At 71.8% G+C, this 25,942-nt stretch carries 25 protein-coding genes and 1 riboswitch; of the genes, 19 read left to right on the forward strand and 6 right to left on the reverse strand.

Going from position 1 to position 25,942, the window contains the following annotated elements; genetic code table 11:
* Positions 1-112: 112 nt before the first annotated feature.
* Positions 113-1,324, reverse strand: a complete 1,212-nt coding sequence (locus ACIRVK_RS09440) for an MFS transporter (protein ID WP_404244849.1) — start codon at positions 1,322-1,324, stop codon at positions 113-115.
* 142 nt (positions 1,325-1,466) lie between these two features.
* Between ACIRVK_RS09440 and ACIRVK_RS09445 the strand changes: the two genes are divergently transcribed.
* Positions 1,467-2,699 (forward strand): ROK family transcriptional regulator, encoded by a 1,233-nt coding sequence (locus ACIRVK_RS09445; RefSeq protein WP_404244850.1) that lies wholly within the window; start codon positions 1,467-1,469, stop codon positions 2,697-2,699.
* 24 nt (positions 2,700-2,723) lie between these two features.
* Here the strand turns inward: ACIRVK_RS09445 and ACIRVK_RS09450 are convergent, their stop codons facing one another.
* A complete protein-coding gene (locus ACIRVK_RS09450; protein ID WP_404244851.1) occupies positions 2,724-3,464 on the reverse strand; it encodes an SDR family oxidoreductase in 741 nt (246 codons plus the stop codon).
* Between the two features lie 121 nt (positions 3,465-3,585).
* Positions 3,586-3,716: riboswitch (FMN riboswitch) on the forward strand.
* A gap of 143 nt (positions 3,717-3,859) precedes the next feature.
* Between ACIRVK_RS09450 and ACIRVK_RS09455 the strand changes: the two genes are divergently transcribed.
* The 9 genes from ACIRVK_RS09455 to ACIRVK_RS09495 all read left to right on the forward strand — a co-directional run bounded on the left by ACIRVK_RS09455 (position 3,860) and on the right by ACIRVK_RS09495 (position 11,143).
* The gene (locus tag ACIRVK_RS09455) at positions 3,860-4,465 is read left to right on the forward strand and encodes a riboflavin synthase (RefSeq protein WP_404244852.1); all 606 of its coding nucleotides are present in this window, start codon (positions 3,860-3,862) and stop codon (positions 4,463-4,465) included.
* Positions 4,462-5,103 (forward strand): nicotinamide riboside transporter PnuC, encoded by a 642-nt coding sequence (gene pnuC / locus ACIRVK_RS09460; RefSeq protein ID WP_404244853.1) that lies wholly within the window; start codon positions 4,462-4,464, stop codon positions 5,101-5,103. Before ACIRVK_RS09455 ends, pnuC begins: the two co-directional genes overlap by 4 nt.
* Positions 5,100-6,389, forward strand: coding sequence for a bifunctional 3,4-dihydroxy-2-butanone-4-phosphate synthase/GTP cyclohydrolase II (locus ACIRVK_RS09465; RefSeq protein WP_404244855.1), 1,290 nt, complete (start codon positions 5,100-5,102; stop codon positions 6,387-6,389). Before pnuC ends, ACIRVK_RS09465 begins: the two co-directional genes overlap by 4 nt.
* A 40-nt stretch (positions 6,390-6,429) precedes the next feature.
* A complete protein-coding gene (ribH, locus tag ACIRVK_RS09470; RefSeq protein ID WP_404244857.1) occupies positions 6,430-6,915 on the forward strand; it encodes a 6,7-dimethyl-8-ribityllumazine synthase in 486 nt (161 codons plus the stop codon).
* A 34-nt stretch (positions 6,916-6,949) separates the two neighbouring features.
* A complete protein-coding gene (locus tag ACIRVK_RS09475) occupies positions 6,950-7,222 on the forward strand; it encodes a phosphoribosyl-ATP diphosphatase (protein WP_031486114.1) in 273 nt (90 codons plus the stop codon).
* 45 nt (positions 7,223-7,267) lie between these two features.
* A complete protein-coding gene (hisG, locus tag ACIRVK_RS09480; RefSeq protein WP_404244858.1) occupies positions 7,268-8,116 on the forward strand; it encodes an ATP phosphoribosyltransferase in 849 nt (282 codons plus the stop codon).
* A 10-nt stretch (positions 8,117-8,126) separates the two neighbouring features.
* Entirely contained in the window at positions 8,127-8,570 is a 444-nt protein-coding gene (locus ACIRVK_RS09485; protein ID WP_404244859.1) for a PH domain-containing protein, read from the forward strand.
* Positions 8,571-8,747: 177 nt separating this feature from the next.
* Entirely contained in the window at positions 8,748-10,073 is a 1,326-nt protein-coding gene (locus tag ACIRVK_RS09490; RefSeq protein ID WP_404244860.1) for a hemolysin family protein, read from the forward strand.
* The gene (locus tag ACIRVK_RS09495; RefSeq protein WP_404244861.1) at positions 10,070-11,143 is read left to right on the forward strand and encodes a hemolysin family protein; all 1,074 of its coding nucleotides are present in this window, start codon (positions 10,070-10,072) and stop codon (positions 11,141-11,143) included. Before ACIRVK_RS09490 ends, ACIRVK_RS09495 begins: the two co-directional genes overlap by 4 nt.
* 35 nt (positions 11,144-11,178) lie before the next feature.
* Here the strand turns inward: ACIRVK_RS09495 and ACIRVK_RS09500 are convergent, their stop codons facing one another.
* Together ACIRVK_RS09500 and ACIRVK_RS09505 are read right to left on the reverse strand one after the other, a co-directional pair.
* Positions 11,179-13,038 carry an AAA family ATPase gene (locus ACIRVK_RS09500; RefSeq protein WP_404244862.1) on the reverse strand — a complete coding sequence of 620 codons (1,860 nt, stop codon included), beginning with the start codon at positions 13,036-13,038 and terminating at the stop codon, positions 11,179-11,181.
* Between the two features lie 430 nt (positions 13,039-13,468).
* Positions 13,469-14,089: a uridine kinase gene (locus ACIRVK_RS09505; protein ID WP_404244947.1), complete on the reverse strand. Its 621-nt coding sequence runs from the start codon at positions 14,087-14,089 to the stop codon at positions 13,469-13,471.
* A gap of 190 nt (positions 14,090-14,279) precedes the next feature.
* On the opposite strand from ACIRVK_RS09505, the gene ACIRVK_RS09510 reads away from it, so the two are divergent.
* From ACIRVK_RS09510 to ACIRVK_RS09530, 5 genes are all read left to right on the forward strand, one after another.
* A complete protein-coding gene (locus ACIRVK_RS09510) occupies positions 14,280-15,668 on the forward strand; it encodes a peptidase C39 family protein (protein WP_404244863.1) in 1,389 nt (462 codons plus the stop codon).
* Between the two features lie 70 nt (positions 15,669-15,738).
* Positions 15,739-16,434 carry a TetR/AcrR family transcriptional regulator gene (locus tag ACIRVK_RS09515; protein ID WP_404244864.1) on the forward strand — a complete coding sequence of 232 codons (696 nt, stop codon included), beginning with the start codon at positions 15,739-15,741 and terminating at the stop codon, positions 16,432-16,434.
* A gap of 248 nt (positions 16,435-16,682) precedes the next feature.
* Positions 16,683-17,855, forward strand: a complete 1,173-nt coding sequence (locus ACIRVK_RS09520; RefSeq protein WP_404244865.1) for an acyl-CoA dehydrogenase family protein — start codon at positions 16,683-16,685, stop codon at positions 17,853-17,855.
* A 341-nt stretch (positions 17,856-18,196) separates the two neighbouring features.
* Complete coding sequence (locus ACIRVK_RS09525; protein ID WP_404244866.1) at positions 18,197-19,297, forward strand: hypothetical protein; 1,101 nt, start codon at positions 18,197-18,199, stop codon at positions 19,295-19,297.
* Between the two features lie 13 nt (positions 19,298-19,310).
* Positions 19,311-20,405 carry a phosphotransferase family protein gene (locus ACIRVK_RS09530; protein ID WP_404244867.1) on the forward strand — a complete coding sequence of 365 codons (1,095 nt, stop codon included), beginning with the start codon at positions 19,311-19,313 and terminating at the stop codon, positions 20,403-20,405.
* Between the two features lie 10 nt (positions 20,406-20,415).
* Here the strand turns inward: ACIRVK_RS09530 and ACIRVK_RS09535 are convergent, their stop codons facing one another.
* Positions 20,416-20,853, reverse strand: coding sequence for a hypothetical protein (locus ACIRVK_RS09535; RefSeq protein ID WP_404244868.1), 438 nt, complete (start codon positions 20,851-20,853; stop codon positions 20,416-20,418).
* 270 nt (positions 20,854-21,123) lie between these two features.
* Here ACIRVK_RS09535 and ACIRVK_RS09540 point away from each other — a divergent pair, with 270 nt between their 5' ends.
* The 4 genes from ACIRVK_RS09540 to fxsA all read left to right on the forward strand — a co-directional run bounded on the left by ACIRVK_RS09540 (position 21,124) and on the right by fxsA (position 25,237).
* Positions 21,124-21,564 (forward strand): Lrp/AsnC family transcriptional regulator, encoded by a 441-nt coding sequence (locus ACIRVK_RS09540; protein WP_093768230.1) that lies wholly within the window; start codon positions 21,124-21,126, stop codon positions 21,562-21,564.
* A gap of 63 nt (positions 21,565-21,627) precedes the next feature.
* Positions 21,628-23,229, forward strand: a complete 1,602-nt coding sequence (locus tag ACIRVK_RS09545) for an amidohydrolase (protein WP_404244869.1) — start codon at positions 21,628-21,630, stop codon at positions 23,227-23,229.
* Positions 23,230-23,800: 571 nt separating this feature from the next.
* Positions 23,801-24,595, forward strand: coding sequence for a polyprenol monophosphomannose synthase (locus ACIRVK_RS09550; RefSeq protein WP_404244870.1), 795 nt, complete (start codon positions 23,801-23,803; stop codon positions 24,593-24,595).
* 81 nt (positions 24,596-24,676) lie between these two features.
* Entirely contained in the window at positions 24,677-25,237 is a 561-nt protein-coding gene (fxsA, locus tag ACIRVK_RS09555; RefSeq protein ID WP_404244871.1) for an FxsA family membrane protein, read from the forward strand.
* Between the two features lie 98 nt (positions 25,238-25,335).
* Here the strand turns inward: fxsA and ACIRVK_RS09560 are convergent, their stop codons facing one another.
* Complete coding sequence (locus ACIRVK_RS09560; RefSeq protein ID WP_003977404.1) at positions 25,336-25,710, reverse strand: RNA polymerase-binding protein RbpA; 375 nt, start codon at positions 25,708-25,710, stop codon at positions 25,336-25,338.
* Between the last annotated feature and the right edge of the window lie 232 nt (positions 25,711-25,942).

The following is a 25,942-nucleotide window of genomic DNA, read 5'->3' on the forward strand; positions in this document are numbered from 1 at the left end:
GGAGCGCCCCCACCGCTTCACCCTGACGCCCAGGAGCCCCACCCGTGACCGCCGAAGCCCCGGTCGCGCCCGCACTGTCCCCCGGGCGACCGGACCGCGGCCGGCGACGCCTTCAGGGCCGCGGGTCGGGAACTGCTGCGCTCGGCGGACTGATCTTCGGCCGGCTGCGCTCGCCGGTCCGCAGGACCCCCGCGAAGGCCCCGAGACCGCAGGCCAGCACGGTCACCAGCATGAAGGACACCACCAGGCTCGACGCCTGTGCCACCCCGCCGATCAGGCTCGGCGCGATCAGGCCCGAGGTGTACGTGATGGTCGCCACCCCCGCGATGGCCTGGCTCGGGTTCGGGCCGCTGTGCCCGGCCGCCGCGAAGCACAGCGGCACGACCACGGCGATGCCGAGACCCAGCAGTGCGAACCCGCCCATCGCCACGGCAGGAGCCCCGGCGACGACGATCAGCAGCCCGCCGAGGACCGCGCAGACGCCGCCCGCCCGGACCGTACGGACCGCGCCGAAGCGGTTGACCACCGCGTCCCCGACCAGCCGGGCCACCGCCATGGTGAGCATGAAGCCGGTGGTGCAGGCGGCCGCGAGGCCCGCCGAGGTGTCCAGTTGGTCGCGCAGATACACCGCCGACCAGTCGAGGCTCGCGCCCTCCGCGAACACCGCGCAGAAGCCGACCGCGCCGATCAACAGGGCGGACTTCGGTGGCAGCGCGAACCGTGGCGGCGGCTCCTCGTCCTGCGCCGGGTGCACGTCGAGGACCCAGGTGCAGGCCAGCAGGCCGAGCGTCGTGAGGGTCAGCGCCGCCAGCGCGAAGTGGACGCGGGCGTCCGCGCCGAGGTGCGCCGCGAGCGTGCCGCCGGCCGAGCCGATCAGGGCGCCCGCGCTCCACATGCCGTGCAGCCCCGACATGATCGACTTGTCGAGGCGCTGCTCGATCTCCACTCCCAGCGCGTTCATGGCGACGTCGGCCATGCCGGCGCTCGCGCCGTAGACGAACATGGCCAGGCACAGGGTGGGCATGTTGGGCGCCAGTGACGGCAGGACCAGGGACAGTGTCCACATCGCGAGGAGCCCGCGCAGGGCCGTACGACTGCCGAAGCGGTGGCTGATCCGGCCGGCCAGCGGCATGGCGCACGAGGCGCCGAAGGCCGTGAAGGCCAGCGCGAAGCCCAACTCACCCGTGCTGAGGTGGGCGTGCTCCCGGACCCAGGGCACCCGGGTGGCGAACGAACCGGTGACGGCTCCGTGCACCGTGAACACGGCGGCCACGGCGTACCGGGCCCGCCTCACCACGTGCCGGTCCTCGGCCACGTCACTCATTCTCGGCCCTCCCGTTGCCGCTCCGCTCCCGCTCGCGGCCGCTAAACTATCAGGAACCCTGCCTGATAAATAGAGGATTACTGGCCGTACGGGTACCGGGGCCTCACGCCGCCCGTCCCCGCCGATCTGGAAGGATCCCGGCATGCCCGCATCCCCGAGCACCGCCCGGGCCATCAACGACCGGCTCGCCCTGCGTCTGCTCCAGCGGGAGGGCGCGCTGACGGCAGGGCAGTTGAAGCAGCTGACCGGCCTGTCCCGGCCGACGGTCGCCGACCTCGTCGAGCGCCTCACCGCGTCCGGGCTCGTCACCGTGGTCGGCGAGGCGGGCGAACTGCGGCGCGGGCCGAACGCGAAGCTGTACGGCATCGTCGCCGATCGCGCGCATCTCGCCGCCCTGGACGTGCGGACCGAAGGCGTCCGGGCGGTCGTGTCCGACCTGGTGGGTCGGGTGCTCGCGGAGGCGTCGGTGCCGATCGGGGACGACACCCGGACGGGGCCGGCCGTGGAGCAGGCGGTCGCGCTGGTGGAACGGGTGGCGAAGGAGGCCGGCGCGGACCGGCTGCACACCGTCGGGATCGGCGCGCCCGGACTGATCGACCCCGCAACGGGCGAACTGCGCGACTCCACCGGCCTGCCGGAGTGGCACCGCCGCCTGGTCGCGGCGCTCCAGGAACGGCTCCCGGAGGCCCGGGTCAGCATCGACAACGAGACCAACCTCGCGGCTCTCGCCGAACAGCGCGACGGCGCCGCCCGGGACCGCGACACCTTCGTCCTGCTCTGGCTCGGGCACGGCACGGGCGCCGCGGTGGTCCTGGACGGGGAACTGCGCCGAGGGGCCTCCGGCGGCACCGGCGAGATCGGCTTCCTGCCGGTCCCGGGGACGCCGTCACTGCCGTCGGCGACGGACTGCGAGGGAGGCTTCCACTCGCTGGCGGGGGCGGCGGCGATCGCCGGGCTGGCGCGGGAGCACGGGCTGTCGGGCGTCGGGGGGAGAACCCCGGCCGACGCGGCGCCCGGCGCGGACGGGCCGACGGTCGCGGCGCTGGTGCGGGGAGCGGTGGCTGCGGTGCTCGACGGCGAGGCGCCCGAATCCGCCCCCGACCGGTTCCTCGGCGCGCTCGCCGACCGGCTGGCCGTGGGCGCGGCCTCCGTCGTGGCGATTCTGGACCCGGGGTGTGTCGTGCTCGGCGGCGAGGTCGGGCAGGCCGGCGGCGGGGAACTGGCCAGGCGGGTGGAGGCGCGGGTCCGGCGGATGTCGCCGTTGGCCACCGAGGTGCGGCCGAGCCTCCTGGGCGGCGGAGCCGTACTGCGCGGCGCGCTGCTCACGGCACGGGACCGCGCCCAGGACGAACTGTTCGCACCCCCCCAGAGGTGAGCACCCGGCCGCACACGTGGGCCGTCAGCCCCGCTGCCTCTCCAGGTACTCCTCGAACGTCCCCTTTCCGACGGCCCGTTCCGGCGCCAGGTGACCGCCGCCGCGGAAGGCCCGGTACGTCCTGCCCCACAGCGGGACGTTCAGCACCGCACGCCTGCGCCCCGACGCCCGCAGGTACGCGCGGGCCAGCGACTCGAGGGTGCGGATCTCGGGGCCGCCCATGTCCGCGGCCCGCCCGGCAGGCGCCCCCCGCGCCAACTCGGCCAGTCGGTCGGCGACTTCGGCCACCTCGACCGGCTGGTCCCGTACCCCCGCCGGAAGCAGGACCACGGGCAGCCTCGCCAGCGCCCGGAACACCATCACCGGCAGATCGTGGAACTGGGTCGCCCGCAGCACCGTCCAGCCGAGCCCCGACTCCGCGACCATCCTCTCGACGGCCAGCTTGGTCCGGTAGTACGGGAACGGCACCCGGTCGACCCCGACGATGGAGATGTAGACCAGATGCCGCACCCCGGCCCGCCGGGCAGCCGCGATCAGGTGCGCGGCCGCCTTCTCGTCTCCGCCGGTCTGGGTGGTCGCACAGTGCACGACCGTGTCCACGCCCTCGACCGCCGCGTCCAGCCCAACTCCGCCTTGCCGCAGGTCTACGGCGTGGGGCGGGGTGCGCCGGCTGAGCACCCGTACCTCGTGCCCGTCCGCCCGCAGCCGCTCGGTGACGAGCCGGCCCAGGGTTCCGGTGCCACCGGTCACCAGGATCGTGGCCATGCTGTTCAGCCCTTCCGACGCCGGACGTTGAGAAGTACAGGGACACTCTCTGTGAGCCACCCCACACCGTTCGTCCGTATGGGCGTCGATCAGGCGTGGCACACTGGCTCTGTACCAGAAGCAGCGCACTCCGGGGTCGGTGAAATTCCGAACCGGCGGTTACAGTCCGCGACCCGTCCGCTTCCAGCGGCCGGTTGACCAGGTGAAATTCCTGGACCGACGGTTAAAGTCCGGATGGGAGGCAGTGCGCGGCGGGCGGGCATTCGTGCGCGCCGCCGTAAGCGCTCGTCCGTGTGGACGGGTCTGTCCGGCGACGCTCCCGGTGTCCTCGTTCGCTTCTGTCGTCTTCGACAGCCCCGGAGTCCGTGCCCGAATGAGGCAGGAGGACCCGGGAAGTGTTCACCGGAATCGTCGAAGAGCTGGGTCGGATCACCGCCGTCGAGAACCTCGGCGACTCCTGTCGCTTCCGCGTGCGCGGCCCTGTCGTCACCGAGGGCGCGAAGCACGGGGACTCCATCGCCGTGAACGGCGTCTGCCTCACCGTCGTCGAGCACGAGGGCGACGAGTTCACCGCCGACGTCATGGCGGAGACCCTCGACCGCTCCAGCCTCGGCGCCCTCACCGTGGGATCCCGCGTCAACCTGGAACGCCCCACCGCGGTCGGCTCCCGTCTCGGCGGGCACATCGTGCAGGGGCACGTCGACGGCACCGGTCAGGTCCTTGAGCGCAAGCCGTCCGAGAACTGGGAGATCATCAAGATCTCGCTGCCGGCGGACCTTTCGCGCTACGTCGTCGAGAAGGGCTCCATCACCGTCGACGGCATCAGCCTCACCGTCGTCGACGCCGGGCCCGACTACTTCACGATCAGCCTCATCCCGACCACGCTCGCGCTGACCACGCTCGGCATCAAGCAGCCCGGCGACCCGGTCAACCTCGAGGTGGACGTCGTCGCCAAGTACGTCGAGCGCCTGCTCGCGAGCACCCAGGGGGCGGACAAGTGAACTGGCTGAACTCCGAGGCGTTCACCCTCCTCGGCCAGCACATCATCTGGTCGGACATGATCGGCAACATCCTCGGCCTGATCACCCTCGCCCTGGGCTGGCGGCGCTCGCTGGCGACCTGGCCGATGCAGTTCCTCTCCGGCCTGGTCCTGTTCATCGCCTTCTACGGCCATCTCGCCGGCAGCGCCGGCAAGCAGGTCGTCGTCATGACCGTCGCCCTGTACGGCTGGTGGCAGTGGAACCGCACCAAGGACCGCTCCACCGACGGCCACATCACCCCGCGGTTCGCCACCTGGCGCGAGCGCGGCGCGATGCTCGGCGCCGCGGCCGTCGGCACGGTCGCCGTGGCCCTGCTCTTCAAGGCCTACCCGTCCCTGTCCTGGGACCCCTGGCCGGACGCGTACATCTTCGTCGGCACCGTCGTCGCCATGTACGCCCAGGCGCGCGGCATGGTCGAGTTCTGGATCGCCTGGCTCCTCGTCGACGTGGTCGGCGTCCCCCTCAACTTCGCCAACGGCTACGCCTTCTCCGGCTTCGTCTACGTCATCTACGGCGCACTCGTCCTGTGGGGCATGCGCGACTGGTGGCTGCGCTCCCGCAACGCCCCGCAGCCCGTTCTGGAAGGAGCGCCGGCATGACAGCGGCACCGATTCTCTACAGCACGGACGGCATCGAGGACTGGTCCCTCGACCCGATCGAGCAGGCCATCGCCGACATCGCCGCCGGCCGCCCGATCGTGGTCGTCGATGACGAGGACCGCGAGAACGAGGGCGACCTCGTCGTCGCCGCCGAGAAGGTCACCCCCGAGATCGTCGCCTTCATGATGAGCGAGTGCCGCGGCCTGATCTGCGCCCCCATGGAGGGCGAGGAACTGGACCGGCTGCACCTCCCGCAGATGGTCGACGACAACACGGAGTCGATGAAAACCGCGTTCACCGTCTCCGTGGACGCCTCCGGCGCTCACGGTGTGACCACCGGCATCTCGGCCGCCGACCGCGCGACCACCCTCCAACTGCTGGCGAGCGGCGACGCCCAGCCGGGCGACTTCGTGCGCCCCGGCCACATCTTCCCGCTGCGCGCCAGGTCCGGCGGCGTCCTGACCCGCAACGGCCACACCGAGGCCGCCGTCGACCTCGCCCGCCTCGCCGGACTGCGCCCGGCCGGCGCGATCGTCGAGATCGCAGGCGAGGACGGCCGCATGCTGCGCCTGCCCGAGCTGATCCCCTTCGCCCGCAAGCACGGCCTGACGATCATCTCCATCGAGGACCTCATCGCCTACCGCCGCGGCTCCGAACCCACCGTCCGCCGCGAGGCCGAGACCCACCTGCCCACCGTGCACGGCGAGTTCAAGGCCTACGGCTACCGCTCCACCGTCGACGGCGTCGAGCACGTCGCCCTCGTCCACGGCGAGATCGGCGACGGCGAGGACGTCCTGGTCCGCGTCCACTCCGAATGCCTCACCGGCGACATCTTCTCCTCCCTGCGCTGCGACTGCGGCCCCCAGCTGGAGGCCTCCCTGCAGCGCATCCAGGCCGAGGGCAGGGGAGTGGTCGTCTACCTGCGCGGCCACGAGGGGCGCGGCATCGGCCTGCTGTCCAAGCTGCGCGCGTACGAGCTCCAGGAGCGCGGCCGCGACACGCTCGACGCCAACCTGGAGCTCGGCCTGCCCGCCGACGCGCGGGACTACGGCGCGGGGGCGCAGATCCTGGAGGACCTCGGCGTCACGAGCGTCCGCCTGATGACCAACAACCCCGACAAGACCGACGCGCTCGTGCGCCACGGGCTCAAGGTCACCGGCCGGGAGCCGATGCCCGTACAGGCGGGCGAGCACAACCTGAGCTACCTGCGCACCAAGCGGGACCGGATGGGGCACGACCTGCCCTGGCTGGACGCGGCCCCCGTGTCCACCTGCAGCAACCAGTAACCAGCAACCGCACCCCAGCACATCCAGGAGACGAGAGAACGTGAGCGGCAAGGGCGCACCGGAGCTGTCCGTACGCAATGTGGGTGACCTGCGGGTCGCCGTCATCGCGGCGCAGTGGCACGAGAAGGTGATGGACGGACTGGTGGACGGCGCCCTGCGCGCCCTGCGCGACCTCGGCATCGACGAGCCGACCCTGCTCAGGGTCCCCGGCAGCTGGGAACTCCCCGTCGTCGCCAAGGTCCTCGCGGGCCGTGGCTACGACGCGATCGTCGCCCTCGGTGTCGTCATCCGCGGCGGCACCCCCCACTTCGAATACGTGTGCCAGGGCGTCACCCAGGGCCTGACCCAGGTCTCCGTCGAGACCGGCGTGCCCGTCGGCTTCGGCCTGCTGACGTGCGACAACGAGGAACAGGCCCTGGACCGGGCGGGCCTCGAGGGCTCCAACGAGGACAAGGGACACGAGGCGGTGACGGCGGCAGTGGCGACCGCGGCCACCCTCCGCTCAGTATCTGAACCGTGGCACTGAGCCAACCCGCCTGTGGCGTAGTCTGACGCTCACCATGTCCAAGAAGACGTTCGAGGAGCTCTTCACCGAGCTCCAGCACAAGGCCGCCAACGGCGATCCCGCCACCTCCCGCACCGCCGAACTGGTCGGCAAGGGCGTCCATGCCATCGGCAAGAAGGTCGTCGAGGAGGCCGCAGAGGTCTGGATGGCCGCCGAGTACGAGGGCAAGGAGGCGGCCGCCGAGGAGATCTCGCAGCTGCTGTACCACGTCCAGGTGATGATGGTCGCCCGCGGGATCTCCCTGGATGACGTCTACGCCCACCTGTAAGCCGCACCGTTCCCGTACGACACCCACGCGAAGGAAGCCGACCTCATGCTGCGCATCGCCGTCCCCAACAAGGGTTCCCTCTCAGGCCCTGCGGCGGAGATGCTGCATGAGGCCGGCTACCGGCAGCGCCGCGAGTCCAAGGAACTGCGCACCGTCGATCCGACGAACGACGTCGAGTTCTTCTACCTCCGGCCCCGCGACATCGCGATCTACGTCTCCTCCGGCCGGCTCGACATCGGCATCACCGGCCGCGACCTGCTGGTCGACTCCGGCGCCGAGGCCGAGGAGATCCTGCCCCTCGGCTTCGCCCGCTCCACCTTCCGCTTCGCCGCCAAGCCGGGCACCGCGAACGGCGTCGAGGACCTCAAGGGCCGCACCGTCGCCACCTCCTACGAGGGCATCGTCGAGGGTCACCTCGCCGAGCACGGCGTCGACGCCTCCGTCGTCCACCTCGACGGCGCCGTCGAGACCGCCATCGAACTGGGTGTCGCGGAGGTCATCGCCGACGTCGTCGAGACCGGCACCAGCCTGCGCAACGCGGGCCTGGAGGTCTTCGGCGAGCCGATCATGAAGTCCGAGGCCGTCGTCATCCGCCGTACCGGCGCGGACGGCGAGGAGCCCAAGGTGCAGCAGTTCCTGCGCCGGCTGCAGGGCGTCCTGGTGGCCCGGACGTACGTGATGATGGACTACGACTGCCGGGTCGAGCAGTTGGAGAAGGCCGTCGCGCTCACCCCGGGCCTGGAGTCGCCGACCATCTCCCCGCTGCACAACGAGGGCTGGGTCGCCGTACGCGCCATGGTCCCCACCAAGGACGCCCAGCGCATCATGGACGACCTGTACGCGATCGGCGCGCGGGCCATCCTGACCACGGCCATCCACGCCTGCCGTCTCTGAGAGCCCCGAGATGTCCGACCAGTCCGCTCTCCCCGTCACCTTCCGGCCCGGCCGCACCCGGGCCGTGCTGCTCACCGGCGGTGTCGCGATCTTCGTGGTGATCACGACCGTCGCGCTGCTGCTGGAGCAGCTCAGCCCCGGTGAGCGACTCAGTTTCGTCTTCACCGGGGCGGTCCTCTTCGGAGTCCTCGCGACGCTCGCCCGGGTGAAGGTCGTCGCCGACGAGACCGGCGTCACCGTCGTCAACATCGTCAGCCGGCGACACCTGGAGTGGGCCGAGATCCTCCATGTGAACCTGCGTCCCGGCGACCCCTGGGTGTTCCTCGACCTCAGCGACGGCACCAGCCTGCCCGTGCTCGGCATCCAGCCCGGTATCGCCAAGGAGCGCGCCATCGCCGACGCGCGGACCCTGCGGGCCCTCGCCGAGGCCCACGCGACGAGGGATCTGCCGTAGAGACCCATGTCTTGATTAATCTGTTGGCGGAGGCGTTTTCGTCGCGCCTTCGCCGCTGATGTGCCCCACGGTCCTCAGAGGCCCCCTGCTACCCGAGGAGTGACTCCCTCCAGCGATGGACGGATCGTCCTGTAGTACCTGCGCCGCCCCCTCCCGAGCTTTCGAGGCGGCGGCATCATGACCACCCCCCTGCTGCTCCTCGCAGCCGCCCTCCTGCTGATCCTGGCCAACGGCTTCTTCGTGGCCGCCGAGTTCGGGCTGGTCACGGTCGAGGCCACGGACGCGGAGAAGGCCGCCGCCGAGGGCGACAAACGCGCCCGCAGGGTCGCCGAGTCGCTGAAGGAACTGTCCTTCCAGCTCTCCGGCACCCAGCTCGGGATCACCATCACCTCCCTGGTCGTCGGCATGCTCGCCGAACCGGCCCTCGCCGTACTGCTGCGTGGCCCCTTCACGGCCGTCGGCATCCCCGAGGGCGCGGTCTCCGGCGTCGCGGTCGTCGTCGGCATGCTGCTGGCCTCCGCCGTGCAGATGGTGATCGGCGAGCTCGTGCCCAAGAACTGGGCGGTCTCCAAGCCCATGCAGGTCGCCCGTTTCGTGGCCGGCCCGCAGCACGTCTTCGCGCGCCTGTTCCGCCCGGTCATCGCCGCGCTGAACACCGTCGCCAACCGCCTCGTCCGCGCCCTGGGCGTGGAGCCCGCCGAGGAGCTGGCCTCCGCCCGCACCCCCGGCGAACTGGTCTCCCTGGCCCGGCACTCCGCGCAGGCCGGCGCGCTCGAACAGGACACCGCGGACCTGTTCGTCCGGACCCTGTCGCTCGCCGAGCTGACCGCGCAGCACGTGATGACCCCGCGCGTGAAGGTCAGCGCGCTGCAGTCGACGGCGACCGCCGAGGACGTGGTCAACCTGACCCGCGCCACCGGCCTGTCCCGCTTCCCCGTCTACCGGGAGAAGATCGACGAAGTCGTCGGCATGGTCCACCTCAAGGACGCCCTGGCCGTCCCCGTCCACGACCGGCTGCGCACCCCCGTCGTCCGCATCGCCCGACCGGCGCTGCTCGTCCCCGAGACCCTGCCGGTCCAGCCCCTGCTGGCCCAGCTGCGCAGCGAACAGCCCATCGCGGTCGTCGTCGACGAGTACGGCGGCACGGCCGGCGTGGTCACCCTGGAGGACATCGTCGAGGAGATCGTCGGCGAGGTCCGCGACGAGCACGACGGACAGGACCTGCCCGAACTGGCGGCCGCCCCGCCGGAGGACGGCAGGCCCGCCTGGGACGCCGACGGCAGCTGCCGCGTCGACATCCTGCAGCGCATAGGCCTCGACGTGCCCGAGGGACCGTACGAGACCGTCGCGGGCCTCGTCGCCGACCTGCTCGGCCGCATCCCGGCCGCCGGTGACAAGGCCGAACTGCCCGGCTGGCGGCTGACGGTACGCCGGGTCGGCCACTACCGCGCCGAGCGCGTCCGCCTGGTGCGGACCGGGCCGGTCGTGGAGGTCGCCCGATGAGCGTGCTCCAACTGCTGTTCGCCGCCCTGCTCGTGCTCACCAACGGCTTCTTCGTCGGCGCCGAGTTCGCCCTGGTCTCCGTCCGTCGCAGCCAGATCGAACCCCTCGGCACGGCACGCGCCCGCCAGGTCCTCTACGGCCTGGAGCGGCTGCCCCAGATGATGGCGGCGGCCCAGTTCGGCATCACGGTCTGCTCGCTGACCCTGGGCGCGGTCGCCGAACCGACGGTCGCGCACCTGCTGGAACCGGTCTTCGCGTGGATCCACCTGCCCGACGGCATGATCCACCCGCTGGGGTACGTCATCGCCCTCGCCGCCGTGGTCTTCTTCCACCTCGTCATCGGCGAGATGGTCCCGAAGAACCTGGCGATGGCCGCCCCGGAGAAGGCCGCCCTCTGGCTCAGCCCCGGCCTGGTCGCCTTCGCCCGGGTGTGCAAGCCGATCACGGTCGCCCTCGGCGCCTGCGCGCAGGGCATCCTGCGGCTGTTCCGGGTCGAGCCGAAGGACGAGGTCGAGGCCGTCTTCACCAGCGAGCAGCTCAACCGGCTGGTGGAGGACTCCGGCCAGGCGGGCCTGCTCGACCCCGAGGAACAGGAACGCCTCGAGGACGCCCTGGAGCTCGGCTCCCGACCGGTGACCGACGTCCTGCTCGGGCGCGAGTCGCTGGTGACGGTCCCGCCGTCGGTCACCCCGGGCCGCATCGTCGAGCTCACCGCCCGCACCGGGTACTCCCGCTTCCCGGTCGCCGCCGACAACGGCGCCTTCATGGGCTACCTGCACGTCAAGGACGTACTCGACCTGGAGGACTCCGAGCGGGCGGTCCCGCAGCAGCTGTGGCGCCCGATGACGACGCTCCGGGCCGACCTCCCGCTGGACGACGCCCTCACGGTCATGCGCCGGGCCGCGACGCACCTGGCCCAGGTGGCCGACGGGTCCGGCAAGGTGCTGGGCCTGGTCGCGCTGGAGGACGTACTGGAACTGCTGGTGGGCGAGGTCACGGACCCGGCGCACCGCGAGGTGCCGCCCGCGCCGCGGCTGGCGGAGCCGAAGGAAGCGGCACTGCCCGGCTGACGCACAGCACCCGCGCCCCGAAAGGGGCGCGGGGCTCACATCCCCGAAGGGTCCTGCGGCCCCCGCCCCGACAGCACCTCCCCGTAGGCCTGCATCAGATCCGGCAACCGCAACGTCGACAAGTCGTCCCGCGACAGCATCCCCGGGTACGTCGACAACCGCAGGTCCCGGTAGGCGCAGCTCTTCTCGTACAGCGTCCGCAGGAACCGTCCGTTGCCCAGCTCGTCGATCCAGCCCTGGTCCACCACGTGCCCGGCGATGGACCGCAGCTCGTCCAGGGCCTCCTCGTCCCACACGTCCCCGTTCTCGGCGGCCAACACCTCGCCGATCGAGGTGAGTTCGAGGGGACGGTAGGAGGGGAAGTCGACGCGGGTGGTGAAGCGGGACGACAGGCCGGGGTTGGCCGCCAGCAGACGGTCCATGCCCTCCGGATAGCCGGCCAGGATCACGACCAGGTGGTCCCGGTTGTCCTCGGCCCGCTTCAACAGCACCTGCAGGGCCTCGTCGCCGTACGCGTCCCCCTTGCCGTAACCGGAGTTGGAGAGCGAGTAGGCCTCGTCGACGAACAGCACGCCGCCGATCGCGGAGTCGATCAGCTCGTTGGCCTTCACGGCCGTCTGGCCCAGGTACTCGCCGACCAGGTCGGCCCGCTGCGCCTCCACGAGATGGTCGCCGCCGAGCAGCCCGAGGGCGTAGAACACGCGACCGAGGATGCGGGCGACCGTGGTCTTGCCGGTGCCGGAGGGGCCGGAGAAGACGAAGTGCCGTTTGGGCGGCTGGACCGGCAGACCCTGCCCGGCGCGCAGCCGCGCCATGTTCAACTGGGCCGACAACGCCTTCACCTGGCGCTTCACCGGCTCCAGACCCACCATGCGTTCGAGCTCGGCCAGCGCTTGCTCGAGCAGGGCCGGGTCGGTGGGCCCGGCGGGCAGCGGTGAGCCGCCGGCGGTCTTCTCGCGCACCAGGGGGTCGATCGTCGACGGCAGCGGACCGACCGGCGGGAGGTCGGCCTCGGGAAGCCTGAGGTCGCGCCCTTCCGTGCCGAAGAGCGGATCGAGGGCGTCCGGGCCGTCCAGGCCGTCCTGGACCCCGGACAGGGTGATCGCCGCGAGGTCGGCGGGGTCGTCGTAGCCGTCGCCCTCGGCTATCGCGGCGAGCCGGGCCGAGGTGTCCATGAAGGCGGGGTCGACGCGGTGCACCGACCGGTACAGGGGCAGCGCGGCGGCCGAACGGCCCGTGCCCTCGTGGGCCCGCGCCAGCCAGTACCGCAGCTCCTTGCGCTGCGGCTGCTCGCTGCGACAGCGCATCAGTGCCGCCGAGAGCAGGGGTTCGGCCTGCCCGTACATCTCCAGGCGGACCCGCGCCATCCCGCCGAACAGGCCCGCCTCGATGCCCAGCAGCGGGTCGTCGATCAGCGGGTCGGTGTGCCGGACGAGCTGGTCCCAGTCCTTGACCAGGTAGGCGCGGCAGGCGTGCAGGAAGCGGACCTGGTGGTCGGCGTCGACGGGCGGCAGACCCGCGAGCGCCCGGTCCAGCTCGGGAACATGCCGGCCGTCCAGCCAGTGCGAGGCGTGCGCGAGCAGCAGGTCACGTGGGCTCTCCAGCACCGGCTGCACCCACCAGCCCAGCCAGTACCAGGAGTTGAGTGAGCGGCGGTGCCGCGCGCGCTGCTCCCCGAAGCGGTCCCGGTGCCGGAACATCCGCAGCAGCGCCGTCGTCGTGTCGACGCGCAGCGCGTGCAGCCCGAGCCAGCCGTCGGCCATCCCGGGATCCATCCGCACCGCGGCCCGGAACTCCTCCTCCGCCTGTGGATAGGCGCCCATGGTGTAGGCGTCCACGCCTCGCAGCCAGGCGAGGTCGGCCGGGGCCTCGGGGCCCTGCGTGCCGAAGTCCATCACGTCCCCCACAAACCGTGCCCCCGTCGGTTGGCCGCCGGGCGGTCACCCGGTGGCCTCCTTGATCGAACCGCCGTGCCGCGGACCGGAGTTGCGGTGCGCGCACAGCCGCTCATAGGTCGCACCGAGGGCATGGTACCCGCGCCGGTGTCGCCCGCCGAAGGGTGCCGCACAGGACGTTTGACGAGGTGGGAGCAGATGGGACCCGGATCGGACGGTGACCGTGGGTGAGCGAAAGGCGGCACACGGCGTCCGGAAGAGGGGGATGAGGGCAGAACGAAGCCCCCGATCACGGGGGAACAACCGGGGGCTTCGCGACATCGGGACGGCCTCCGTCGGCCGCACATTGAGAACGTAAGACCTGTACGGCCCCCCGGTCAAGCGGAGTTGAGGCACTCCGGGAAGTTCTCCGACGGGCGTCTTCACCAGATCAGCACACTGCCGATGGCCCGTCACCCTCCGTGATGGACTGGTCCGGTCCAAGTGTCTTCCCAGGTCCCGGAAGCACCTCGTACCCCGTCGCACACTGCCGTACCAGGGCATCGGCGAAGGGACGTGAAGGGTCCTCGGCGAAGTGCGCCTGTTCCGCGCGGACCCATCCGGCCCAGAACTCCCGTTGTTCCGCACCGTCCCGCCGCCGTCCCCGCGTCCAGGCGTCCTCGCGCGGCAGCTCCATCCACAGCAGGGACGCCAGATGCGGGCGCAGTGCGCGCCGGCCGGCGCCGACCCCCTCGACCAGCACCACGGGGGCGGGGGGCAGCGGCCGGGGCGAGCCGAAGCGGCGGGTGCGCCAGTCATAGGGCTTGTAGTGCGCGGTGCCGCCCCGGCGGAACGGCTCGATCACCTGGGTGAGCAGGCGTCCGGTCCAGTCGAACAGCTCGTCGTGGCTGGCGATGTCGTCGAGGTGCAGCACCGGCGCGTCGCCGAGCGCGTGCGCGAGCCGGGCGGCGAACGTGGACTTGCCGGAGCCCGCGTGTCCGTCGACCCCGACCAGGCGGACCGGACCGCAGGACGGGGGGAGGCGGCGGAGCCGGGAGGCGAGTTCGTGAATGGCCTGTTCCTCGGGGGCGGCGGTGCGCGGCGGTGGAAGTCTACTGACGGTTCAGCGGGTCATGCCAGTGGTTCAGACCAATAATCCTGGGCGTGGCAGGCCCGAAGTGCTGGCAGCGGGCCCCTCCTGCGGACATAGTTGGCGTGAACCGGACCCACTCGGAATCGGACACCTGGGGGTAGCTCCACCCATGAGCAGAGCCGAACAGCCGTCCCGCAGAACGGTCCTGTCCGTCGCGGTCGCCGCGGCGGTGGTGGGCCCCTCGGTCTCCATGGGCGTGGCCCGTGCCGCGGACTCGGCGAAGGCGCCGGCCCTCCCCCACTCTCGGCTTCGCTCGAGCGGGGGGACCCCCATGGTCGACTACCACGCCTGGACCTCGTACCCCGACTGGTGCGCCGGCGCAGAGCAGGGCACCCGTGCCGTCGGCGGCCGGCGCCCCGGCGTGGTGATCGGCGCCCCCGCCGGCACGACCGACTACCAGGACCCGCACACCGGTACCACCGCGACCTGGGAGTACGCGACCTGGACCTCGCCGCTCCACCGGCTCCGCGTCCCCGCCACCGAGGTGGTCGCCTCCTGGAACGCGCACACCCCGGCCGGCACCTGGCTCCAGGTCGAACTCCACGGCACGTACTCCGACGGCACCGAGACACCCTGGTACGTGATGGGCCGCTGGGCGGCCGGCGACCAGGACATCAAGCGGACCTCGGTCGACGGCCAGACGGACCACAAGAGCACCGTCTGGACCGACACCTTCGCCATCGACGACGCGACGACCGGCCTGCGCCTGGTGTCGTACCGCCTGCGCCTCACCCTCTACCGCAGGCCCGGCACGCAGCTGACCCCCACCGTGTGGCGGCTCGGTGCCATGGGCTCCGACATCCCGGACCGCTTCACCGTCCCCGCCTCCACCCCGGGCCTCGCCCGGGAGCTGATCGTCCCGCGCTACTCGCAGGAGATCCACAAGGGCCAGTACCCCGAGTACGACAACGGCGGCGAGGCCTGGTGCAGCCCCACCTCCTCGCAGATGATCATCGAGTACTGGGGCGGCCGGCTCACCCCTGAGCAACTGGCCTGGGTGGACCCGAGCTACGCCGACCCGCAGGTCGACCACGCGGCCCGCTTCACCTACGACTACCAGTACCAGGGCTGCGGCAACTGGCCCTTCAACGCCGCCTACGCGGCCACCTTCGACGGCCTGCAGAGCGTGGTCACCCGGCTCGGTTCGCTCACCGACCTCGAGACCCTGATCGCGGCCGGCATCCCGGCCATCACGTCCCAGTCCTTCCTCAAGGAGGAACTGACGGGGGCGGGCTACGGCACCTCCGGGCACCTGATGACCGTCATCGGCTTCACGGCGGACGGTGACGTGATCGCCAACGACCCGGCCTCCCCGAACGACGAGGCGGTGCGACGGATCTACCAGCGGCGCGAGTTCGAGAACATCTGGCTGCGCACCAAGCGGTACAACGCATCCGGCAAGGTCGTCTCCGGCACCGGCGGTGTCTGCTACCTCTACTTCCCGGCGCGGCCCGGTGCCCGCCGACGCGCGGCGCTCGCGGCGGTCGGCGTGCGCTGACCGGCCGGCCGACCACCCGCTCGTCGATCAGAGTCGAACGAATGGCCGTTGTTGTTCTGACATACTGCGGATGTCCCGCCCCCCCCGCCCGAGACCAGGGTCGAAATTGAAGATCAGCGAACCGAGCGATGCCGCCCGTCCCCGGGCGCGCGGCACCGAGCGCTCAGTGGCGCGCCGCGCCGAACTCATCGCCATCGGGCGGAAGTTGTTCGCCGACACGTCCTACGACGCACTGTCGATGGACGACATCGCCAAGCAGGCGCACGTCGCCAAGGGTCTGATCTACTACTACTTCCAGTCCAAGCGGGGCTACTACCTGGCGATCATCCACGACTCCGTCGCCGACCTGATCAACTTCGCGGCGAGCGGCCTCGAGCTGGAGCAGCTGGACCGGGTCCACCGCACCATGGAGAGCTACCTGCGCTGGGCCGAGCACAACCAGGCTGCCTACCGCACGATCGTCAGCGGCGGCGTCGGCTTCGACACCGAGGTGCAGGCCATCCGGGACGGGGTGCGGGAGGCGATCGTCGCGACCATCGCCGACGGGGCGTACGGCCGTACCGACATCGCCCCGATAGCCCGCATGGGCCTGTTCGCCTGGGTGTGCAGCGTCGAAGGCGCCACCCTCGACTGGATCGACCGCCCCGCGCTGACCCGCGACCAGATGCGCGAGCTGCTGACCAAGACCCTCGGCGCCTCCATGCGCGCGATCGAGGAACTGGACCCCGCCTACCCGGCCCCCTCCCCGGCCCGCCGCGACTCCTGACCGAGAAGGCGTTCCGCTGCGGTCGACGTGCCCTTCGTGCCGTGCGCGATATTCTTGAAGTGAGCGGTCGTTAACCGGTGACGGGATGCCTTCGATCGGGCATACTCACAGCGCACAGCCGCTGGTCAGCAGCTTCCGAGACCCGGGAGAGCAGGCCACCGGCTGGGTCCGAGGAAGACCCGGCGGAGCCGCCCCCACCCAAGGCGCACGTCGGCCGATGTGCCCGAAACAGGGAGGAGAGCGTCGCCATGCCCGACCACGCCCCGCAGCCGGTGGACCGTCAACTGCCCACGGACGAGGCCCGGGACCTGATCTCGCTCGTCCGCGACATCGCCCAGCGCGAGATCGCGCCCAGCGCGGCCCAGGAGGAGGACGCCGGACGCTTCCCGCGCGAGGTCTTCACCCTGCTGTCCAGGTCGGGACTGCTCGGACTGCCGTACGACTCCGAGTACGGCGGCGGCGACCAGCCGTACGAGGTCTACCTCCAGGTGCTGGAGGAGCTCGCCGCGGCCCGCCTCACCGTCGGCCTCGGCCTCAGCGTGCACACCCTCGCCTCCTACGCCCTCGCCGCCTACGGCTCCAAGGAGCAGCAGGTCGAACACCTGCCCATGATGCTCGGCGGCGGCCTGCTCGGGGCGTACTGCCTCTCGGAGCCGTCCTCCGGCTCCGACGCCGCGTCCCTGCGCACGCGGGCGGTACGCGACGGCGAGGACTGGGTGATCGACGGCACCAAGGCCTGGATCACCCACGGCGGGATCGCGGACTTCTACACCGTCATGGCCCGCACCGGCGAGGACGGCCCGCGCGGGATCACCGCCTTCCTGGTGCCCGGCGACGCCGAGGGGCTGACCGGCGCGGCGCCCGAGAAGAAGATGGGCCTGAAGGGCTCTCCCACCGCACAGGTCCACTTCGACGGGGTGCGGGTGCCCGACGAGCGGCGCATCGGGGACGAGGGGCAGGGCTTCGCGATCGCCCTGGCCTCGCTCGACTCCGGCCGGCTCGGCATCGCGGCCTGCGCGATCGGCCTCGCCCAGGCGGCCCTCGACGAGGCGGTCGCCTACGCCACCGGGCGGCAGCAGTTCGGGCGGCCGATCGCCGACTTCCAGGGGCTGCGCTTCCTGCTCGCCGACATGGCCACCCAGATCGAGGCGGGCCGCGCTCTGTACCTGTCCGCGGCGCGGCTGCGCGATGCGGGCCGGCCCTTCGCCAAGCAGGCGGCCATGGCCAAGCTGCACTGCACCGACACCGCGATGAGGGTCACCACCGACGCCGTCCAGGTGCTCGGCGGATACGGCTACACCGCGGACTTCCCGGTCGAGCGTTACATGCGCGAGGCCAAGGTGCTGCAGATCGTCGAGGGCACCAACCAGATCCAGCGGATGGTCATCGCCCGGCACCTCGCGGGCCCGGAAACCCGCTGAACTGTCCCGGCAGGACCTGCGGGGCCGCCAGCCTGACCCACTCCGGGTCGTGGCGGCCCGGCAGGGTGCGGCCCCGGTCGGCCCAGGCGCGCAGCAGATCACGGTAGATCGGCGGGTCCTGGACCGGCGCAGGGGCAGGCGGAACCGTTCTTGCGGGTGGCGGGACGAAGATACGGCGCTGACGCCCGGTCGCTGAAGAGGTGGGGGTCATACCAGGTCAACGCGGCAGGGCTCGGACAGGTCACCGATCCCACGTATCGAGCGTGAGTTCGCGGCCCGCCCCTGGTCACCGGCCGCCGTCTGACGTACCGTCAGCCACGCCGTCTCCAGGGAGGTGAGGCATGGCCGACGACCGTCCCGTACCGCTCGACGAGTACCCCGTGCACCAGGTCCCCCTGTCCATGCGGTACGTGGCGACCGGGGACCGCAACGCCTACGACCGCTGCATCTTCCACGTCCTCGACCACGAAGGCCGCGCCCTGCTGATCGCCGGCCTCGGCGTGTACCCGAACGTGGGTGTGGTCGACGCGTACGCGACCCTGCGGGTGGGGGACTCCCTGCACGCGGTGCGCGCGTCGGACGCGCTCGGCGAGGACCGCATGCGGCTCGCGGTGGGGCCGCTGCGGATCGAGGTGGCGGAGCCCCTGCGGCGCCTGCGGCTGATCAGCGACGACGACTCGCTGTCGTACGACCTCACCTGGACCGCCGATTTCCCGGCCCTGTGGGAACCCCATCACGTCCAGCGCCGCGGCGACCGGCTCACCCTGGAAGGACGCCGGTTCGCGCAGGCGGGGGGCGTGGAGGGCGTCATCCGGGCGGCCGGCGAGGAGTTCCGGGTGAGCGCACGGGAGTGGACCGGCACCCGGGACCGCAGCTGGGGTGTGCGGCCCATTCCGGGGGAGGAGGGCGGACGGTTCGCCGAGGAGCGGCCGACCGAGGGCTTCCACTGGCTGTGGTGTCCGGTCCGCTTCGAGGACCGGTTCCTGATGGTGATCGTCCAGGAGGACGCCGACGGCTACCGCACCCTCAACGACGCCACCCTCGTCCGCCCCGGCCACCGCGACCGCCAACTCGGCTGGCCCCAGCCCGAGATCACCTACCGCTCCGGCACCCGCCGGCCCGAACGCGCCGTCATCCACCTCGGCGACCTCCGCAAGCCCCAGGAGCTGGAGGCGGAGATCCTCATATCCACGCCGCTCGCCGTCGGCGCCGGCTACCCGCCGGCCGACGACTGGCAGCACGGCACCTGGCAGGGGCGAGGCTGGACGGACCGGCGGACGTACGACCTGACGCAGCCGCACCCGCTCGCCGCGTACGGCGTCACCGACCACGCGGCACGCTTCCGGCTGGACGGACACGTCGGGTACGGCATCTTCGAGCACGGCTCGTTCGGGCGGCACGACCCGAGCGGTTTCACGGAATTCACGTCGGTCGCACCGTAAGGGGGTTCACGACATGGCCACGGCACCCCGCCCCCGCACCACCACCCGTGACCCGGAGGAGCTCGCCCGCCGCCTCACCACCTGGCTCGGCACTCGGCTGCCCGGCGCCAAGGCGGTCGGCGTCAGCGTCCCGGAGTCCAACGGGCTGTCCAGCGAGACCCTGCTCTTCGACATCGAGCACCCCGAACCGCCCGTGGCCTCCTGCGCGTTGCGGCTCGCGGCGGACCCGGCGGCGTACACCGTCTTCCCGGTGTACGACATGCCGCGCCAGTACCGCACGATGCGCCTCGTGGCCGAGCACTCCGACCTGCCGGTGCCGAGGGTGCTGTGGCTGGAGGAGGATCCGGGGCCGCTCGGAGCGCCCTTCTTCGTGATGGAACGGGTCGCGGGGCGCGTGCCGCCGGACGTGATGCCGTACACCTACCAGGGCAACTGGCTGCACGCGGCGAGCGACGCCGAACGGGAGCGGCTGGAGGCGGCCTCGATCGGACTGCTGGCCCGGCTGCACGACCAAGTTCCCCCGGAAGCAGCCGAGTTCCTCACTCTACCCGGTGACGGCGACGCACTGCGTCGTCACGTCAACGCCCAACGCGCCTACTACGACTGGGTCGTCGACGGACGCGCCCGCTCCCCGCTCATCGAGGCCGCGTTCGACCGCCTGGAGGACTGCTGGCCCGACGATCCGGGCACACCGGTGCTCAACTGGGGCGACGCGCGCATCGGGAACATCGTGTACGACGGCTTCGAACCCGTCGCCGTCCTGGACTGGGAAATGGCCTCGCTCGCCCCGCGCGAGGTCGACCTCGGCTGGACGGTCTACCTGCACCGCTTCTTCCAGGACCTGACCGAAGCCTTCGGGCAGCAGGGCCTGCCGGACTTCCTGCGCCGCGACCGGGTCGAGGCCCGGTACGCCGCACTCACCGGTCACACCCCACGCGACATGGACTTCCACACCCTGTACGCGGCCCTGCGGCACGCCATCGTGATGCTCCGCATCGCCTACCGCCAGGTGCACTTCGGCGAGGCGGCCGTCCCGGCCGACCCGGACACACTGATCCTGCACCACGACAGCCTGCGCGCCATGGTGCAGGGCAGGTACTGGGAGTGAGCGAGGCGGTTCAGGCGGCCTGACGGCGCAACACCGGCACGCGCAACGGGCGCGAGCCCGGGCCGCCGACGTGCGAGAACGGCTGCGTCCGCCAGTCGAGTCCCTGGGGGAGCGTCAACAGAAGCGCGGTGTGCTGCTCCTGGGGCTCGGCCGACTCGTCCGCGGAGCGGGCCTCGGCGGCGCGGCGGCCCGTGCCGGCGCAGACGGTGAGGCCGAACGGGTTCCACGGCGAGGCGCACAGCGCGTGCTCCGGCAGGATCTCCTCGTCGGCGAGCAGGGCGATGGGCTGCGCGCAGTCCGGGCAGACCACCCGGTACATCTCGAAGGTGTCGTACGCGTCGAGTTCCTCGTCGTCGTAGGCGTCGGGTTCGACGCCCTCCGGCTCGGGCTCGACCACCGGCTGGAGCCGCTTGGACGCGGTGCGACCAGGGCGCTTGAGACTCTGCATGGATAACTCCCCCTTGGGCTGGGGCCGTGAAGGCACTGCGGCCTCGACCACAGCAAGCACTTCCCGTCCGCTCTCGGCGGTAATCACGAGACCATCACGGAGATGCCCCGGTGGATGTGGCGTTCGTCACATGCCGCTCGCAGGTGCCCCTGGTGGACGTTTTGTCCCCCCGAACGGCTCACAGGCTGCTCCCGCCCACATCACGAACCGGGTATGACCTGGTCTGCTGAGGTATCCGTGGAGATCAAGCACCCTGTAGGTTCTTGCGCCATGGAGGAGCTGGACCGTCAGATCGTGCAGCTGCTCGTCAAGGACGGGCGGATGAGCTACACAGACCTGGGCAAGGCCACGGGCCTGTCCACGTCGGCCGTGCACCAGCGGGTGCGGCGGCTGGAACAGCGTGGCGTCATCCGCGGCTATGCCGCGGTGGTCGACCCGGAGGCCGTCGGGCTGCCCATGACCGCGTTCATCTCGGTCAAGCCGTTCGATCCCAGCGCGCCGGACGACATCGCGGACCGGCTCGCCGGTGTGCCCGAGATCGAGGCCTGCCACAGCGTCGCCGGGGACGAGAACTACATCCTGAAGGTGCGGGTGGCCACCCCGCACGAGCTGGAGGAGCTGCTGGCCCGGGTACGGACGCTGGCGGGCGTCTCCACCCGGACGACGGTGGTGCTGTCGACTCCGTACGAGGCACGGCCACCGAGGATCTAGTGCCGCGGCACTGGGAGCGCCCCGCGTCAGGAGGCGCCCGGGCGACGGGCGAGACTGTTGCCCATGAGTGAGCGCAGCCCAGAGCCCGGCACCGTCCTGCTTCGCCGCGGTGAGGTCCACAGTCCCGCCGATCCCTTCGCGACCGCGATGGTCGTTCAGGCCGGGCAGGTCGCCTGGGTCGGGTCCGAAGGGGCCGCCGACGCGTTCGCCGACGGGGTCGACGAGGTGGTCGACCTGGACGGTGCCCTGGTCACGCCGGCCTTCACCGACGCCCATGTGCACACCGCCTCGACCGGGCTCGCGCTCACCGGGCTCGACCTGTCCGACGCGCCCTCCCTGGAGGCCGCCCTCGGCCTCGTACGGAGCTTCGCCGCCGGTCGGCCCGGGGACCGTGTCCTGCTCGGGCACGGTTGGGATGCCTCCCGGTGGCCCGGCGGACGCCCGCCGACGCGTGCCGAACTGGACGAGGCCACCGGCGGCCGTCCCCTCTACCTGTCCCGCATCGACGTCCACTCGGCGGTCGTGACGACGGCGCTGCTGGACCTCACCCCGGACCACGGCGGCGTGGACGGTCCGCTGACCGGCGACGCCCACCACGCCGTCCGCGCGGCCGCGTTCGCAGCCGTGACGCCCGAGCAGCGCGCCCGGGCCCAGCGCGCCGCCCTCGACCGGGCGGCCTCCCTGGGCATCGGCTCGGTTCACGAGTGCGGCGGGCCCGAGATCTCCTCCGAGGCCGACTTCAGCGGACTGCTGCGGCTCGCCGCCGAGGAACCGAGCCCCCGCGTCGTCGGCTACTGGGCCGAGCAGGACGTGGAGAAGGCCCGTGAGCTGGGCGCGGCCGGCGCGGCCGGGGACCTGTTCGTCGACGGCGCCCTGGGCTCCCACACCGCCTGTCTGCACCAGCCCTACGCGGACGCCGGCCACAACGGCGCCGCCTACCTCGACGCCGTCGCCGTCGCCGCCCATGTCGTCGCCTGCACCGAGGCCGGGCTCCAGGCCGGCTTCCACGCCATCGGCGACGCGGCCGTGACCACCGTCGTCGACGGCGTCCGGGCCGCCGCCGAGAAGGTGGGCCTCGCCCGGGTCCGCGCGGCGCGGCACCGCGTCGAGCACGCGGAGATGCTGACGCCGGAGACGATCGCCGCCTTCGCCGAGCTCGGTCTGACCGCCTCCGTGCAGCCCGCCTTCGACGCCCTGTGGGGCGGTGCGGACGGCATGTACGCCCAGCGGCTGGGTGCGGGGCGGGCGAGGTCGCTCAACCCCTTCGCGGCCCTGCTGCGGGCAGGCGTGCCCCTCGCCTTCGGCTCCGACAGCCCGGTCACACCGCTCGACCCCTGGGGCACCGTCCGCGCCGCCGCCTTCCACCGCACCCCCGAGCACCGGGTCTCCGTCCGCGCCGCCTTCACCGCCCACACACGGGGCGGCTGGCGGGCGGTGGGCCGGGACGACGCGGGCGTGCTCGTGCCCGGCGCCCCCGCGGACTACGCCGTGTGGCGCACCGACGAACTGGTGGTCCAGGCCCCCGACGACCGGGTCGCCCGCTGGTCCACCGATCCCCGCTCCGGCACCCCGGGCCTGCCCGACCTGGCCCCGGGCCGTGACCTGCCCGTCTGCCTGCGCACCGTGGTGGGCGGACGGACGGTTTTCGTACGGCCGGGCGAGTGATCTCCCGGGGCGGCGCAGGTCCGATCGGGCTTCCGCGCCTCGCGGCGCGACCTGCGCGTCCGCCCCGCTGACCAGGCCATTGGTCGAAGACGCGCAGGTCAAACGGCTGTTGACAGGCGGAGGCAGGGGGCCGGTAGGTTCGGCGGAGTCCACCACCGGACGCCCTACCGGGGAACTTCCGCGCGCTCGCCCGCGGCGCCGCTGGGTCAGGGACGGTGTGCCGCACCGGGGCACCGCCACTGGGAGCCAGGCTCAGCGCCCGCGCCGCGGCGAGGGAACGTTCCGGCCGGACGGGGAGGTGTGACCCGGGTGGGGCCCGGTCGTTCAGTAGACAACGGCTCTCGGTCGACCCGCAGCCAGCGGGTCCCAGGTCGGCCCGAAGGGCGCCGGGCCCCCATCCGCAGCATGCGGCCGCCAGGCATGCGAGGTCACCGCGGGGGCAAAAGAGCCTGAAACGGGGAGTCTTACCCCGCTCTTGTGGAATCGACACCACCATACGAACCACCTGTCACGTCCGCGCAGGCCCCGGCCACTATGGTGGACACCTGTGTACGGACACGAAGGGGCAGCAGTGAACGACGGCGACGGAACCCTCGCGGGACAGGCCAGTCAGAGGCAGTACGGCCCGCTCGGTACGGCCTTGGTGATCATCCCGACCTACAACGAGGCGGAGAACATCAAGAAGATCGTCGGCCGGGTCCGCAAGTCCGTCCCCGAGGCGCATGTCCTCGTGGCCGACGACAACAGCCCCGACGGCACCGGCAAGCTCGCCGACGAGCTGGCCGCCGAGGACGACCACGTCCAGGTGCTGCACCGCAAGGGCAAGGAGGGTCTGGGTGCCGCCTACCTCGCGGGCTTCCGCTGGGGCCTGGACAACGGCTACGGCGTGCTGGTCGAGATGGACGCCGACGGCTCCCACCAGCCCGAGGAGCTGCCCCGCCTGCTGACCGCGCTCAAGAGCGCCGACCTGGTCCTCGGCTCCCGCTGGGTGCCCGGCGGGCGGGTCGTCAACTGGCCAAAGTCGCGTGAGTTCATCTCCCGGGGCGGCAGCCTCTACTCCCGCCTCGCCCTCGACCTCCCGCTGCGGGACATCACCGGCGGCTACCGCGCCTTCCGGCGGGAGACGCTCGAGGGACTCGGCCTGGACCAGGTCGCCTCCCAGGGCTACTGCTTCCAGGTCGACCTCGCCCGCCGCGCGGTCAAGGCCGGCTACCACGTCGTCGAGGTCCCCATCACCTTCGTCGAGCGGGAACTCGGCGACTCCAAGATGAGCCGCGACATCCTCCTCGAGGCCCTGTGGCGGGTCACCGCGTGGGGCGCCTCGGAGCGGGTGGGCAAGCTCACGGGCCGCGCGAAGAAGGCCTGACCAGGACAGGTGTACGGGCTCATCGGGCGGCCTGATCGTTCGCTTATCCCGCGCTGAGCCGGGGCCAGGCACACTGGACGCATGACGACTGGTGCTCCGACCCCCACGTACCCCGCCCGGCCCAGGCGCTCCCGGCTGCGGACCTTCCTGCCGCTCGGCGTCGCGGCCTGGCTGGTGCTGGAGATCTGGCTGCTGACCGTGGTCGCCGGGGCGTCGAGCGGGTTCACCGTGTTTCTCGTGCTGCTCGCCGGATTCGTGCTGGGCGGCGCGGTGATCAAGAAGGCGGGCCGCCGGGCCTTCCAGAATCTCAACGAAGCGCTGCAGCGCGGCGGCACCCCGCAGCGCGGCGGCGGCAACGGCCTGATGATGCTGGGCGGCCTGCTGCTCATGATCCCCGGGCTCATCTCGGACGCGGTGGGCCTGCTCCTGCTGGTCCCGCCCGTCCAGAAGGTCCTCGGCCGTTACACGGAGCGCACCGTCGACCGCAAGCTGCGCGAGGCCGCCGAGGGCGGCTTCGGGGGTGCCTTCCAGCAGGCCCGTATCCACCGCCCCGACGGCAAGGTCGTCCAGGGCGAGGTCGTCCGGCACGACGAGCCGGGCGGCGACGCCCCGCAGGGGCCGCGCCCGCCGCTGACCCGCTGAGCGCGCCACGGACACACGACTGCGGGCGCCTACGTGAATTCACGTAGGCGCCCGCAGTCACTTGCTTCGGTTGTCGTGCGCCTCGACCCTGGCAGGGACTAGGCCGACTTGCGGCTGTCCCGCGGATGGACCGCGATGTTCATCGCGCCCGAACGCAGAACGGCCAGACGCTCCTCGAGGACCTCTTCGAGTTCCTCGCGGGTGCGCCTTTCCATCAGCATGTCCCAGTGCGTACGCGCGGGCTTGGCCTTCTTCTCTTCCGGGCCGTCGCCATCGACGAGGAGTGCCTGGGCCCCGCAGACCTTGCACTCCCACTCCGGCGGGATCTCCGCCTCGACCGAGAAGGGCATCTCGAACCGGTGCCCCTTCTCGCATGCGTACTCCACGGCCTGGCGCGGGGCCAGGTCGATGCCGCGGTCCGTCTCGTAGCTGGTCACCACGAGGCGCGTGCCGCGAAGAGCTCGCTCACTCATGAATCGTGCCTCCCGGGCTTGTCGCCCACAGGACAGGTGTCGCTGTCGTCGTCATCCGGTCAACGTCCGGTCGGCGGTAAAGATTCCCGTTCCGAGTCCCGTTCCGGGTCATGCGTCGCCGTCGTAGCCGCCCCTTGTTGTACCCACCGGCGCCCGGTTTGTCACATCTGCTAGCAGATGTCACCCAGCGTTTCGGCATCTTTGACGCGCAGTAACGGTACGCCTGGCAGGC

It is taken from the genome of Streptomyces sp. NPDC101152 (assembly GCF_044768275.1).
Taxonomy (GTDB): Bacteria; Actinomycetota; Actinomycetes; order Streptomycetales; family Streptomycetaceae; genus Streptomyces.